Annotated in this window: 12 protein-coding genes; 6 read left to right on the top strand and 6 right to left on the bottom strand. The window is 72.8% G+C overall.

Annotation, left to right across the window (positions count from 1 at the left end):
- The first annotated feature begins 26 nt into the window (after positions 1-26).
- The 4 genes from H9L09_RS17020 to H9L09_RS17005 are packed head-to-tail and all read left to right on the top strand — an operon-like array spanning position 27 to position 4,144.
- A complete protein-coding gene (locus tag H9L09_RS17020) occupies positions 27-1,070 on the top strand; it encodes a Gfo/Idh/MocA family protein (protein ID WP_187578021.1) in 1,044 nt (347 codons plus the stop codon).
- On the top strand, positions 1,067-2,116 hold the full coding sequence (locus H9L09_RS17015; protein WP_223164099.1) for a hypothetical protein: 1,050 nt from the start codon (positions 1,067-1,069) through the stop codon (positions 2,114-2,116). The genes H9L09_RS17020 and H9L09_RS17015 overlap by 4 nt, the downstream gene beginning before the upstream one ends.
- Positions 2,106-3,122: a methionyl-tRNA formyltransferase gene (locus tag H9L09_RS17010; protein ID WP_187578020.1), complete on the top strand. Its 1,017-nt coding sequence runs from the start codon at positions 2,106-2,108 to the stop codon at positions 3,120-3,122. The genes H9L09_RS17015 and H9L09_RS17010 overlap by 11 nt, the downstream gene beginning before the upstream one ends.
- Entirely contained in the window at positions 3,119-4,144 is a 1,026-nt protein-coding gene (locus tag H9L09_RS17005; RefSeq protein WP_187578019.1) for an O-antigen ligase family protein, read from the top strand. The genes H9L09_RS17010 and H9L09_RS17005 overlap by 4 nt, the downstream gene beginning before the upstream one ends.
- On the opposite strand, the gene H9L09_RS17000 is transcribed toward H9L09_RS17005, so the two are convergent.
- From H9L09_RS17000 to H9L09_RS16975, 6 genes are all read right to left on the bottom strand, one after another.
- Entirely contained in the window at positions 4,145-4,792 is a 648-nt protein-coding gene (locus tag H9L09_RS17000) for a NeuD/PglB/VioB family sugar acetyltransferase (protein ID WP_187578018.1), read from the bottom strand.
- Positions 4,789-5,376 carry a sugar transferase gene (locus tag H9L09_RS16995; RefSeq protein ID WP_187578017.1) on the bottom strand — a complete coding sequence of 196 codons (588 nt, stop codon included), beginning with the start codon at positions 5,374-5,376 and terminating at the stop codon, positions 4,789-4,791. Before H9L09_RS16995 ends, H9L09_RS17000 begins: the two co-directional genes overlap by 4 nt.
- A complete protein-coding gene (locus tag H9L09_RS16990) occupies positions 5,373-6,566 on the bottom strand; it encodes a glycosyltransferase (RefSeq protein WP_223164098.1) in 1,194 nt (397 codons plus the stop codon). The genes H9L09_RS16995 and H9L09_RS16990 overlap by 4 nt, the downstream gene beginning before the upstream one ends.
- Complete coding sequence (locus H9L09_RS16985; protein WP_187578016.1) at positions 6,559-7,356, bottom strand: polysaccharide deacetylase family protein; 798 nt, start codon at positions 7,354-7,356, stop codon at positions 6,559-6,561. Before H9L09_RS16985 ends, H9L09_RS16990 begins: the two co-directional genes overlap by 8 nt.
- The gene (locus tag H9L09_RS16980) at positions 7,353-8,204 is read right to left on the bottom strand and encodes a glycosyltransferase family 4 protein (protein WP_187578015.1); all 852 of its coding nucleotides are present in this window, start codon (positions 8,202-8,204) and stop codon (positions 7,353-7,355) included. The genes H9L09_RS16985 and H9L09_RS16980 overlap by 4 nt, the downstream gene beginning before the upstream one ends.
- A gap of 289 nt (positions 8,205-8,493) precedes the next feature.
- Positions 8,494-9,069 carry a UDP binding domain-containing protein gene (locus H9L09_RS16975; protein WP_246456081.1) on the bottom strand — a complete coding sequence of 192 codons (576 nt, stop codon included), beginning with the start codon at positions 9,067-9,069 and terminating at the stop codon, positions 8,494-8,496.
- A 336-nt stretch (positions 9,070-9,405) separates the two neighbouring features.
- Between H9L09_RS16975 and H9L09_RS16970 the strand changes: the two genes are divergently transcribed.
- Both H9L09_RS16970 and H9L09_RS16965 read left to right on the top strand, forming a co-directional pair.
- Positions 9,406-11,295: a polysaccharide biosynthesis protein gene (locus H9L09_RS16970; protein ID WP_187578013.1), complete on the top strand. Its 1,890-nt coding sequence runs from the start codon at positions 9,406-9,408 to the stop codon at positions 11,293-11,295.
- On the top strand, positions 11,286-12,923 hold the full coding sequence (locus H9L09_RS16965; RefSeq protein WP_187578012.1) for a polysaccharide biosynthesis tyrosine autokinase: 1,638 nt from the start codon (positions 11,286-11,288) through the stop codon (positions 12,921-12,923). Before H9L09_RS16970 ends, H9L09_RS16965 begins: the two co-directional genes overlap by 10 nt.
- Positions 12,924-12,969 lie beyond the last annotated feature (46 nt).

The following is a 12,969-nucleotide window of genomic DNA, read 5'->3' as shown; positions in this document are numbered from 1 at the left end:
ACCGGCAACAGGGGAAGGGGGACCGCATGAAGGCGGTCGGAGTGGCTGTGGTGGGAGCGGGTTACTGGGGGCCCAACCTGATCAGGAACGTGCAGGCATCGCCGGAGACCACCTTGCAGTGGGTGTGCGACATCGACGAGGACCGTGCCCGGCGGGTGCTGGGCGAGGGCAGTCCGGTGAAGGTCACCAGCCGGCTCGAGGACGTGCTCAACGACCCGGCGGTCGAGGCGGTCGCGATCGCCACCCCGGCCCGCACCCACGGCGAGGTCGCCGTTCCGGTCCTGGAGAGCGGCCGGCACGTGCTGATCGAGAAGCCGTTGGCCGCCTCGTTCTCCGAGGCCGAGGCGCTGGTCCGGCTGGCCGAGTCCAAGGGCCTGGTGCTGATGTGCGACCACACCTACTGCTACACGCCCGCGGTCATCAAGATCCGCGAGATCGTGCAGTCCGGGATGCTGGGCGACCTGCAGTTCTACGACTCGGTCCGGATCAACCTCGGCCTGGTGCAACGAGACGTCGACGTCCTGTGGGACCTGGCGCCGCACGACCTGTCCATCCTCGACCACGTGCTCCCCGAGGGTTGCCGGCCTCTCGCGGTGGCGGCGCAGGGAGCCGACCCGATCGGAGCCGGCCGTGCGTGCATCGCCTACCTGACGGTCCAGCTGAGCGGCGGCGCGATCGCCCACTCCCACGTCAACTGGCTCTCCCCCACCAAGGTGCGCACCACCATCATCGGCGGCTCCAAGCGCACCCTGGTCTGGGACGACCTGAATCCCGCGCAGCGGATCTCGGTGTTCGACCGCGGCGTGGACATGGCCAGTCCCGAGGAGATCGACACCGACGAGCGTCGCGCCACGGCCGTCTCCTACCGCACCGGCGACATGATCGCCCCGGCGCTGCCCGAGGGAGAGGCGTTGCGGGGGGTGATCGGCGAGCTGGCGCACGCGATCCGCGAAGGTCGGCCTGCCCTGACCGACGGCCGCTCCGGACTGCGGGTCCTCGACGTGCTGGAGGCCGCCTCGGCGAGCCTGGACTACAAGGGCGCCGTCGTCCCGCTGCGGAGCGCCCGGTGACCGCTTCCGACGCGGAGGCTTCACCCGCGCATGCGCTCGCCGCTCGGCCCGGTCTGCACCCCGAGCGGCTGCTGCAGCTGATGCGCGAGTGCGTGGAGCAGATGCGCATCGACCTCTCCGGGGCGGTCGTGCTCACCGAGGCGGCCACCGGACCGTACGTCGTCACGCCGGTGCTCGCTGCCCTCGCCGGGGCGCGCGAGGTGATCGGGGTGACCCGGGAGAGTCGCTACGGGACCGTCGAGGAGGTGCGACGGGCCACCCTGGGGCTGGCCGCCCTCGCCGGCGTCGCCGACCGGGTGCTGGTCTCCGACCGTCCCGCCACCGACTACGCGAGCCGGGCGGACGTGGTCACCAACAGCGGTCACCTGCGCCCGATCGGCCCAGAGATGGTCGAGAGGATGCGGCCCACCACGGTCGTCCCGCTGATGTTCGAGGCCTGGGAGATCCAGGCGGGGAGGTTCGACGTGGACCTGCCCGCCCTGAGAACCAGGGGCATCGCGTTCTCGGGGACCAACGAGCGGCATCCCACGATCGACGTCTTCTCGCACCTGGGCACGATGGCGGTCCGGCTGCTCACCGACTCGGCGACCGCCGTGCACGGGGCCACGGTCCTGGTGCTGTGCGACAACCCGTTCGGGCCGTACCTCGAAGCGGGGCTGAGCGGGGCCGGCGCCGGGGTCCGGCTGGCGGCCGGGTGGGACTCTGCCCCTCGCGACGTCCGGCCGGACGCGGTCCTGGTCGCGCTGCGCCCGCGCGGCGGCCCGGTGCTCTCCGAGGACGACCTTGGCGCGCTGGCGCACCGATGGCCGGGGACGCTGGTCGCGCAGTTCTGGGGGGACCTCGAGCGGACCGCCCTGGACGAGCTGGGGCTGCGGTACTGGCCGCTCGAGGCGCCCGGCCAGGGACACATGGGCGTGCTGCCCTCGGCCGTCGGCCCCGAGCCGGTCGTCCGCCTGCAGGCGGGCGGCCTCAAGGTCGCCTCGGTGCTGCTGCTGCCGTCCGAGCGACGGACCCCGTTCGACGAGGAGTTCCTCGATGACCTCTGAGACACGTGCTCGGGTGCTGCTGGTCGGGCTCGGTCCGACGACCCACAGTGCGCTCGAAGCCCTGGCCGGCCGCTTCGACGTGGTCGGCCTGGTGCGTGACTGCGACGACGAGGTCGCCCGGGCGGCGCGCGCGTACGGCGTCCCGGTGATCCTGGCCACGACTCCGGCGGACCTGGCCCGGCTGGTCGACGAGACCCGGCCGGACTGCGTGGTGGTCTCGTCCTACCACCGGATCCTCTCCGCCGCGCTGCTCGACCGGTGTCGGTTCGTGAACGTCCACTATGCGCCGCTGCCCCGCTACCGCGGCCGGGCCAACGTCAACTGGGCGATCCTCAACGGCGAGCCCGAGGCCGCCGTCACCGTCCACACGATGGTGCCCGGCCTCGACGCCGGCGGGATCCTGGCGCAGGCGACCGTGCCGATCGGGCGACGCGACACCATCGGGCTGCTCTACGACCGTCTCAACGAGCTGCAGCGGCGGATCCTGGCCGGTGCGGTCCAGCGGTGCCTCGACGGTGACCCCGGCGATCCCCAGGACGAGGCGCAGGCGACGTACGGCTGCACCCGGCTCCCCGACGACGGGCTCATCGACTGGTCGCGCAGCACCGACGAGATCGACCGGCTGGTCCGCGCGCTCTCGGCGCCGTACCCGGGCGCGTTCACCTTCTTCGGGCTGGCCCGGCTGGAGGTGCTGGCGGCCGAGCCGAGCCCGGACCGGCGCACGTTCGCCGGCCGCGTCCCGGGCCGGGTGGTGGCGTCCTCAGCGGACCAGGGCTGGTGCGACGTGCTCACCGGCGACGGGCTGCTCCGGCTGCACCGGGTCCGGCTCGGGGACGAGGTCAGCGCCGCTGCCGCCGTGGTCCGCGGGAGCAGGCAGACCCTCGGGCTGCGCACCACCGACCTCGTCGAGCGGGTGGCGCTGCTCGAGCGCGCCCTGGCCGACCTCACCGCCGACGCTGTCGAAACCCGGTCCGAGGCCGTGAGCCCCGGGCGGCCGGCGCCATGACGAGCGAGCCGGCCATGACCGGCCTGCCCCGCGAGCGAAGCACCGGGTCGGTCCGCGGCCATGCCCACGCCGTGGTCGCGGTGGGGCTCACCCTCGCGGTGCTGCTCGCCGGATGGGCGCTGCTCGCGGACCCGACCGCCTCCGGCAGCGCCGCGATGGCGGGCACGCTGCTGCTCGGCACCGCGGGCTGGGCGGTGGGCAGCGTGGTGGTGCACCCGAATGCCGTCCGGATGGCGTACGGCGTGACCGGGGTGGCGTTGCTGGTGCTGGTCACCGGGCTGCCCGGCTCTTTGACGGCTGCCGCCGACGCCGGCGTGCTCGGCTACGCGAACGCGAATGCCGCGCTCGTCGAGGCAGCCGTCGCCGGCCTGCTCGTCGCCGCCTGGTGGGTGACCGGACGCGAGCGGCAGCGCCTTCTCGCCGGCTGCGCGGTGCTGACCGTGGTCGCCTTCGCCACCGGGTCGCGGGCAGGCGGCTTCGCCTGCGCGCTGCTGATGCTCACCTGGTGGCTGGTGCCGCACCGGGGTCCGGCCTTCTGGCGGGCACTCAGCGCCGCCGTGCTGGTGCTCGGTCCCGCCACGACCGTCACGCTGGCGGCCACCCACGAGCCCGGCACCTCCTCGGTGGCCACCTCGCTGCTCAGCGAGGCCCGGGTGTCCCTGTGGTCCGACGCGCTCGACCTCGCCGCCCGGGAGCCCGTCACCGGGATCGGCGCCGGCGACTTCGCGCAGGAGAGCCCCGTGGCCCGCAGCGACCCCGACCTGCGCTGGGCGCACTCCGCCCCGTTGCAGGTCCTGGCCGAGCTCGGCCTGGTTGGCTTGACGCTGCTCGCCGGGCTGGTGGCCTGGATGGTGTGGCGGCTCGGACGGCTCTCGGTGTTCCTGGCCGTCCTGGCGCTGCAACCGATGGTCGACTACGTGCTGTCGTTCGCCGTCGTCGTGGCGATGTACGGCGTCGTGCTCGGCGCCGCCGCGACCACAGCCGCACGACTGGAGCGCGCGGCCGCGCACCACCGCGACTGACTAACGGGCCGGGACTCCCTTGACGACGCTGCCGGCGGCCACGTCCCGGACGACGCAGGCGCACCCTCCGACGACCGCACCGTCGCCGATGCGCAGCCCCTGCAGGATCGCGGCGCCGACCCCGACCATCACGTCGTCACCCACCACGCAGTCACCGGAGATGCTCGCCGACGGGTTCACGGTGACGTAGTCACCCACGGTGCAGTCGTGTCCGACGGTGGCGCACCGGTGCAGGTGGGTGTGCCGGCCGAGCCCGATGTTCGTGGCCAGGACCGCACCCGCGAGGACCACCACGCCGGGGGCCAGGCGCACGTCGTACCCGGTCACCACGCTCGGGTGCACGGCCGTCGCGGCAGGGATCCCCGCCGCCGTCATCCGCCGGTCGACGGCGCGCCGGGCCGCGGCGGTGCCGATCCCGACGAGGTAGTGCGCGTCCGGTGGCGGCGAGACCAGCCACTCCTCCAGGCTGCCGAGGTGAGGACGTCCCCGGGCCGCCAGACGCTTCTGGTTCAGCTCCGACGGTGCGTCGTCGACGACGCCGAGCACGTCGAAGCTGCCCGGGTCCTGACGGTTGCACGCGTCGAGCACGTCGAGCACCTCGCGGCCGTGCCCGCCGGCGCCCACCACGACCACGCGGGTGCCGCTCACGCGCGCTCCTCGGGGGCGGGGAAGCCGGGGTTGATGCCGCCGTCCCCGTAGACGCCGCTGGGCCGGACCAGCTGGAGCACCGTGCGCCGGAGGATGCGCAGGTCGAGCGCGAGGTTCCGATGGTCGATGTACCAGATATCGAGCTCGATCCGCTCCGGCCAGGAGATCGAGTTGCGGCCGTTGACCTGGGCCCAGCCGGTCAGGCCGGGGCGGACCTCCAGCCGCCGCCGCTGGTGCGCCGAGTAGTGACGGACCTGCTCGGGCAGCGTCGGCCGGGGACCGATCAGACTCATGTCACCGGCCAGCACGTTCCACACCTGGGGCAGCTCGTCGAGGCTCAGGGTCCGCAGCATCCGGCCGACCCGGCAGTCGCGGTCGGCGTCGGGCTCGCCAGGCCAGCGCTCCGCGCGCATGGTGCGGAACTTGGCGATGGAGAACTCCCGGCCGTCCCTGCCCACCCGGGTCTGCCGGAACAGCACCGGGCGGCCGAGACTGAGCCTGACGAGCACCGCGGTGACGAGGTACGCCGGGGCGGCGAGCACGGCGACGCACAGCGCCACCAGCACGTCCACGAGACGTCTCATCGGACCCCTCCCCTGCCCCAGCCGAGACCCTTGCGAGCCGCGACCTGGGCGTACGTCGTCACCGAGGCGCGGGCCACGCGTCTCTGGTCGAACTCCTCACGGGCCCGCGCCCCCGCGGCCCGGGCGAGCCGGTGTCGCAGCAGCGGCTCGTCGAGGAGCCTCTGCACGGCCGTGCCGAGCGCCGCGGCGTCCCGGGGCGGCACGAGCAGCACCTCGACGCCGTCCTGGCCGATCTCGCGGCAGCCACGGATGTCGGAGAGCACCATCGCCGTCTCGCAGGCGGCCGCCTCCATGCCCGACCGGCTGAAGCCCTCCCGGTAGGACGGCAGCACGAACACGTCCAGCGCGTTGTAGACCGCCGCCATGTCCGAGCGCTCCCCGACGAAGCGGACCGCCTCCTCGGCAGCGGACACGGCGTCCCGCTTGTCCAGGTCGGCGGGCCCCACCCAGACGAAGGTGGCGCGTCCCCGCAGCCGGCGGGCCACCTCGACGAACTCGGCGATGCCCTTCTCGGCGACCAACCGTCCGACCCCGCCCACCACGAGCTCGTCGGGCGCGATGCCCCACTCCCGGCGCAGCCGGAGCCCCAGCTCGCGGTCGCGGACGAAGCGGCGCAGGTCGGTGCCGTTGCCGACCACGCTGGCCTTGCCGGCGCGGACCAGCCGGCGCAGCGTCCGCCGGTCCTCCCCGTTCTGGTAGAGCTCGGCGTCGGACACCACAGCCGCTGCCGCCTCGGCGCCGTAGACCAGCAACCGCTTGACGAGCGGGTCCTCACGGCGAGCCCACAGACCGTGGCAGGTGTTCACCACCACCGGTACGCCGGCGGCACGGCCCACGACTCGTCCGAGGACCCCGGTCTTGGGGTTGTGCGTGTGCAGCACGTCCGGCCGCAGCCGGCGCAGCGCCGCGTGCAGCTGGCGCGCGGCGCGCAGGTCGTCGCCGATGCTCCACGCCCGGGTCAGGGCCGGCAGGGCGACGAACCCGACGCCGAGCTCCTCGACCCGCGGCACGTAGGGTCCCGGCGCCGACAGCCCCCACGTCTCGATCCCCTGCTCCACGTCGTACTCGAGCTCAGTGCCCAGCAGCAGCACCAGGCTCATGTCGACGGTGGTGAGGTGAGCCACCCGCACGGGCCGTCCGGTGGGGTGCACCAGCCGGACCGGGGCCGCTGCGTCCGCGAGGTCAGCCATGACGGCGCAGCCTCTTCGCGGTGGACACGGTGGCGGCGTAGAGCCGCTCCGCGGCGAGGGACCCGGTGAGCTTGGCCCGGAAGAACGGCAACGGGTCGCTGCCCCGCACCGGGACCCGGCGCAGCCGCAGCGGATCCGTGCCCGGCTCGTTGCGCCCGACTTCGCCTGTGGCGGCGCTGCGGAAGCGGGCACGCAGCGCCGGCTCCATCTCCGGGACGGCCGAACCCCACGGGTAGGCGAAGTGAGCCGGCAGCACCCCCAGGTGGTTGGAGATCGCCTCGCTGCACTCGTCGAGCTCCCGCTCCGCCAGCTGTTCGGGGCCGACGTGCCGGTGCGTGTGGTTGCCGACCGTGCAGAGCCCGGAGGCGACCATCTCCGCGACCTGGTCCCAGGCGAGGCCGGCCGCCGCCTGGTCCCGGGCAGTCGAGCCGGGCCAGCACATCGCGCCCCCGAGGTAGGCGGTCGCGAGGTAGAGGGTGAACGGGAGCCGCCGCTCCCGCAGCAGCGGCCAGGCGTTGTCGTAGACGTCGCGGAACCCGTCGTCGAACGTGAGCACGACCGAAGGCGCCGCCCCGGGATCGTCGAGCCCGGCCACCGCGTCGTCCAGCGGCACCACCCGGTGGCCGGTGAGGGCGTCCAGCTGCTGCTCGAAGTCACCGTGCGCCACGTCGAGCTCGTCGCCGCTCCCGCCCCCGACCCGGTGGTAGATCAGCAGGGTGCTCCCCCGGGTGGGCACCCGGTCCGGTGTCCTCGCGAGCACCGTCTTCAGGTCCCGCCTCATCCGGCTCATGCCGACTCCTCCCCCTCGACGGTGACCAGTGCGCGCAGCAGCCGCACCCACTGGTCGCTCACCCGTGCCATGTCGAACCTCTCCAGGCAGTGCCGGCGGGCCTGGAGCCCCAGCCGCGGGGCCCCGGCCAGCACCTCGCGGACCGCCTGCCCCACCCCCGCGACGTCACCCTCGGGCACCAGCAGCCCCGTCCTGCCGGGCACCACCACGTCGCCGACGTAGCCGACGTCGGTCGACACCACCGGCAGCCCGCACAGCCCTGCCTCGATCAGCACGCCGGGGACCCCCTCGGTGGTGCTGGTCAGCAGCAACGCGTCCGCGGCCCAGAGCAGCACGAGCGGCTCGGGCAGCTGGCCCAGGAAGGTCACGCGACCGGGCGCGAGGGTGGTGGCGCGTCGTTCCAGCTCCCCCCGCAGCGGCCCGTCCCCGGCGACCACCAGGTGCACGTCGTGCGGCAGCGGCGACACCGCGGTGATCGCCACGTCGATCCGCTTCTCCGGGGACAGCGCCCCGACCATGGCGAGGACACGGGCACGCTCGGGGAGACCGAGCCGGCGACGTGCCGCCACCTTCTCCTCCGGTCCCGGCGGCCGGAACACGTCGCTGCGTCGGGCGTTGTGGAGGACCTCGACCCGGTCCGGCGGCACCCCGAAGTGGCTGATCAGCACGTCCCGCGAGGTCTCGGTCAGTGCGGCGACGGCAGCCATCCGGCGCAGCATCGAGCGCACCCGCAGGCGGCGAGCCGGGCTGCCCGCCCAGAACAGCGGGTCACCGATGTTCTGGTAGACGATCGGGCGGCCGGTGCCGACCCGGCGACGGCGGCGGCCGGCAGCGTGGTCGACCCGCACGCCACCACGACGTCGCACCGGCCGATCTCCGCGCGCAGCCGGCCCAGCGTCCGCGGCGACAACGGCGTCCGGCCGAGGGTGTGCATGCCGTCGATGGGCGGGTGCGGGGAGCCGGCCAGGCTCGCCAGCCGCACCCTCAGTCCACGGGTCACGAGCTCCTCGGAGAGCATCGCGGCGAACGACTCCGCACCCCGGCGCTGGTTGCGGGTGACCAGCATCAGCACGCGTGGGTCGGTCCGACCCGGTCGGGACACGGCGGACCTCAGCTCGGCGGGCAGGCTCATGACGGCTACGGCCGTCCGAGGGCGCGGTAGCTCCAGCCGGCGGAACGCCAACGGTCGGGGTCGAGGACGTTGCGTCCGTCGAGCATCCGGCGCTTCGCCACCATCGCGCCCACGTCCTCGGGATCCATGCCGCGGAACTCCTCCCACTCGGTCAGGTGCAGGACCAGGTCGGCGTTCCGGACCGCCGAGGCCAGGTCGTCGACGTAACGCAGCGTCGGGTAGACGCGGCGGGCGCTCTGGTTGGTGCGGGGGTCGTAGATCGAGACGTGTGCCCGCTGCAGCTGCAGCTGCGCCGCCACATTGAGGGCCGGTGACTCCCGGGCGTCGTCCGACTCGGGCTTGAAGGCGATCCCCAGGACCGCGATCCGCTTGCCGAGCACGTCGCCGTCGCACTCCTGCCGGGCCAGCTCCACCAGCCGGTGACGGCGTCGCACATTGATGGAGTCCACCTCGCGGAGGAACGTGAGCGCCTGGTCCACCCCGCGCTTGCCGGCACGAGCCATGAAGGCCCGAATGTCCTTGGGCAGGCAACCGCTCCCGAAGCCGACACCGGCGACCACTTCGTGACCGACGTGGCTCATCCCCACGGCGTGGGTAGTCCCCAGGTAGCCGGTCCCGATGACGGCAATCCTCAATGGCATAACGGATTCCCCCCTCGGCAAGAGCGTGTCACCCGGTTCCGTGCAGCGTCTTTAGTCATTTGGGACCACCCCCAAAACGGATAGCCCGCGCAGCTCGGATGAAAGGCCGCCGAAACCAGCCACCGGATTAGTCACAACGTCTCATTCCCCGTCCGTCGCCGCCGTGTAAGAGTCGATCAGCAGGTGAGGTTCGACTCGGCCCGGGGTGGGTTTGCAATGCGGGTCGTCGCCTGGAGGGGTTCGGGGTATCCAATGTCTGTTCGTTCTTTTCTGTCTTTGCGCCTTGCGTCAAAGCTGATCGGCAAGCTCCTCCACGCGCGCACCTACTGGAAGACGGCGGGTGTCGACGCGGCGCTGCTGTCGATCGCCTGGTTGGCCGCGATCGTGCTGCGCTACGACGCCGACGTGCCGGCGGAGGCCTGGCCGGGTTGGGCGTCGCTGCTGCCGCTGTGGGTGGGAGTGGCAGTGGTGTGCACCGGGGCCACCGGTCTCTACTCCGGGGTGTGGCGCCACGCCAGCATCTACGAGGCGCGGCAGATCCTGCTCGCCCACGGCGCCAGCGTCCTGGTCGTCGTGCCGATCGTGATCCTGCGCGACCGTCCGGTTCCGCTCTCGGTGCCGCTGGTGGCGGCCGTGCTCTCGGTGGGTCTGGTGGGGACCATCCGTTTCCAACCCCGACTGGTCGGTGACGGCCACCGCACGGGCGACGACGTGGTGCGCTTCGTGGTCCTGGGCGCCGGCAGCGCGGGGGTGGCGCTCGCCGAGGACGCGCAGCGCCACGGGGAACGGGCGTGCGTCGTCGCCTTCCTCGACGACGATCCGGCCCTGCAGGGACGTCGTATCCGCGGAGTCCGGGTGGAGGGGGCCATCGACGACCTCCCGCTGATCGTGGACCGGCTGCGTGTGTCCTCGGCCATCCTGGCGGTGCCGTCGGCCGGACCGGAGCTGGTACGTCGGGTCGCCGCGCTCGCGGAGGGCAGCGGCACCGTGCTGCGGGTGCTGCCACGGCTCTCGGACCTGGTCGACGGTCGCGTCCAGCTCAGCGACGTGCGCGACGTGGAGCCCAGCGACCTCCTCGGCCGTGGGCAGATCGAGACCGACCTCGACGCGGTGCTCTCCCTCGTGCAGGGCCGCCGCGTCCTCGTGACGGGCGCCGGCGGCTCCATCGGCTCGGAGATCGCGCGTCAGGTCGCCCGACTCGGTGCCGAGCGCGTCGCCCTGGTCGACCACGACGAGACGCACCTCTTCGACGCGGCGGCGCACCTGCCGGCGACCACGGCCGTGCAGCACCTGGCCGACATCCGGGAGGAGGCGGCGGTGCGTCGTGTCTTCGAGGCGGAGCGGCCGCACATCGTCTTCCACGCCGCCGCGCACAAGCACGTCCCGCTGCTCGAGTCGCATCCCGTGGAGGCGGTCCAGACCAACGTGCTGGGGACCCAGACGGTGGTGGAGGCGGCTCGCACCTCGGGGGTCGAGCACTTCGTCTTCATCTCCACCGACAAGGCGGTGCAGCCCGGCAACGTGATGGGTGCCACCAAGTCGCTGGGCGAGAGCATCGTGCTGCAGCACTCCGGCGCGATGACCAGCTGCGTCGTCCGGTTCGGCAACGTGCTGGGCAGCCGCGGCAGCGTCGTACCGACGTTCGTCGACCAGATCCGTCGGGGAGGGCCGGTCACCATCACCGACGGTCGGATGACGCGCTACTTCATGTCGATCCCGGAGGCGGTCCGCCTGGTCGTCAACGCAGCGGCGATGGCCGATGGCGGCGAGATCTTCCTGCTCGACATGGGCAAGCCCGTGCACATCCTCGACCTGGCACACCGACTGATCCGTCTGTCGGGCCGCCGGCCGGGCCTCGACGTGGAGATCCGGGTGACCGGGGTGCGCCCCGGGGAGAAGCTCTACGAGGAGCTGCACACCCCTGCCGAGCTGCAGAGGCCGACCAACCATCCCTCGATCATGCAGCTGCGTCCGATGCCCGTGCCGCGGGCTCGGCTGGACCAGCTCCTCGAGAAGCTCACGGCCGCCGTCGCGGAACGCGCCGACGACCTGTCCCGAAGGCTGCTCTTCGACGCTGTGGGTGCCGCGCAATCGTCGCGCATACCGGCGCAGAAGACGCCCGAGTCCGCCCCCGCCATCAGCAGGAGTGACGTCGCGTGGATCTGATCGACTACCTGGAGGTCTTTCGGCGCCGCTGGGTGCTGATCGTCGCAGCCACCGCGGTCGCCATGTTCGCGGTGTGGGTCACCCTTCCCTCGGGCGACGCAGTCACCCAGTCACACATGGAGTACAAGGCCACCGCGACGATCGTGCTCAGGCCGTCCGCGAACCAGGCGACCAACCTGTCCACGGTCGCCCTCTACGCGACCGCCGGCGACGTTCCGAAGCGCGCGGCCAAGGAGCTCGGTGGCACCCAGGATCCCCAGGTCCTGGCCTCGCTGATCAAGCCCACTGCCAACCCCGAGAACCTGACGGTCACCATCTCCACCGTCGACAAGAGCGAGAAGGTGGCTGCGGAACGGGCGAACGTGTTCGCCCGGCAGCTCGTCGAGTACTTCGGGGCGAAGGACCGCATCGACGCCGAGAAGCAGCTGGCCGCCCTCCGGCCGCAGCTCCAGGACTACGCCATCCGACTCAAGGAGCTGGACGCCCGGGTCACAGCCCAGCCGGGCAACAGCTCCCTGAGCGCTGAGCGCGCGGGTCTGAGCTCCGGCTACCAGGCGGCCATCTCCCGGGCGATCACGCTGCAGGACGCGACGGTGGCGACGTCTCCACTTGAGCTGCTGCAGCCAGCGGTGCCGATCGCCCAGCCGACGACCGGCTTCGCGCCGCCGAGCAGCCCGGTCCAGCGGCTGATGATCGGCACCGGTGTCGGTCTGCTGCTCGGACTCGCACTGGCCCTGCTGATGGAGCGCCTGGACTCGCGGTTGCGCACCCGCGAGCACGTCGAGCAGGAGTTCCACCTGCCGGTCATCGCCGAGATCCCCGGCCGGCCCTGGCGCGACTGGGAGAGTCGCACCGTGGTCACGGCCACGGATCCGGGCGGTGCGGTGGCCGAGGCCTACCGCGCGCTCCGCTCCGCGGTTCTGCTGATGGTGCCGGACGTGCGCCGTCCCGGCGGCCAGTCCGTCGCCGGCCGGCGGCACCCGGAGGTCATCCTGGTCACCAGCGCCAACCCGGGTGAGGGGAAGTCGGCGACCGTGGCCAACCTGGCGGTGGTCATGGCCGAGTCAGGGCGCCGCGTCCTGATCCTGTCGATGGACTTCCGGGACCCGGCGATCGACGCGTTCTTCAACGTGGGCTCCTCGGTCGGCCTCTCCGACCTGCTGGGAGCCGACCGGGGCCTGGACCTGGCCAACGTGGTCCGGGAGACCGACTACCCGGACGTGCTGATCGCCACCGCCGGGACCGAGCTCGGGCACCCGGGTGCGCTGCTGGCAGGCGCCGGACCGCTGATCCGCAAGGCCCGCAAGCTCGCGGACGTGGTGATCATCGACACCGCGCCCCTGCTCACCGTGTCCGACGCCGTGGACGTCTCGCCCCACGTCGACGCGGCCCTGATCGTGGTGCGGGCCAACCGCGCCACCTCCGAGCACGGACGCTCCGCTCACCGGCTGCTCTCGCGGATGGGCGTCCCCGCCCTGGGAGCGGTGCTCGTGGGCAGCTCCTCGGTCTCCTTCGACCCCTACCCGACCTGGCAGGTGCGCTCCGGCGCCGGAGCCACGCCCGGGGCGGGGACGCGGAGGAGTCCGGTGCCGGCCACCCGGCGCGACACGCGCTCTCCCAGGGCCTGACGAGCGCCCGTGCAGTGCAGCCAGACGAAAGCCACGAGAAGAGAGG

The sequence above is a fragment of the Nocardioides mesophilus genome (genome assembly GCF_014395785.1).
GTDB classification, from domain to species: Bacteria; Actinomycetota; Actinomycetes; order Propionibacteriales; family Nocardioidaceae; genus Nocardioides_B; species Nocardioides_B mesophilus.
Note: the sequence above shows the minus strand (reverse complement) of the source record. Positions and strands in the feature narration are given on the sequence as shown.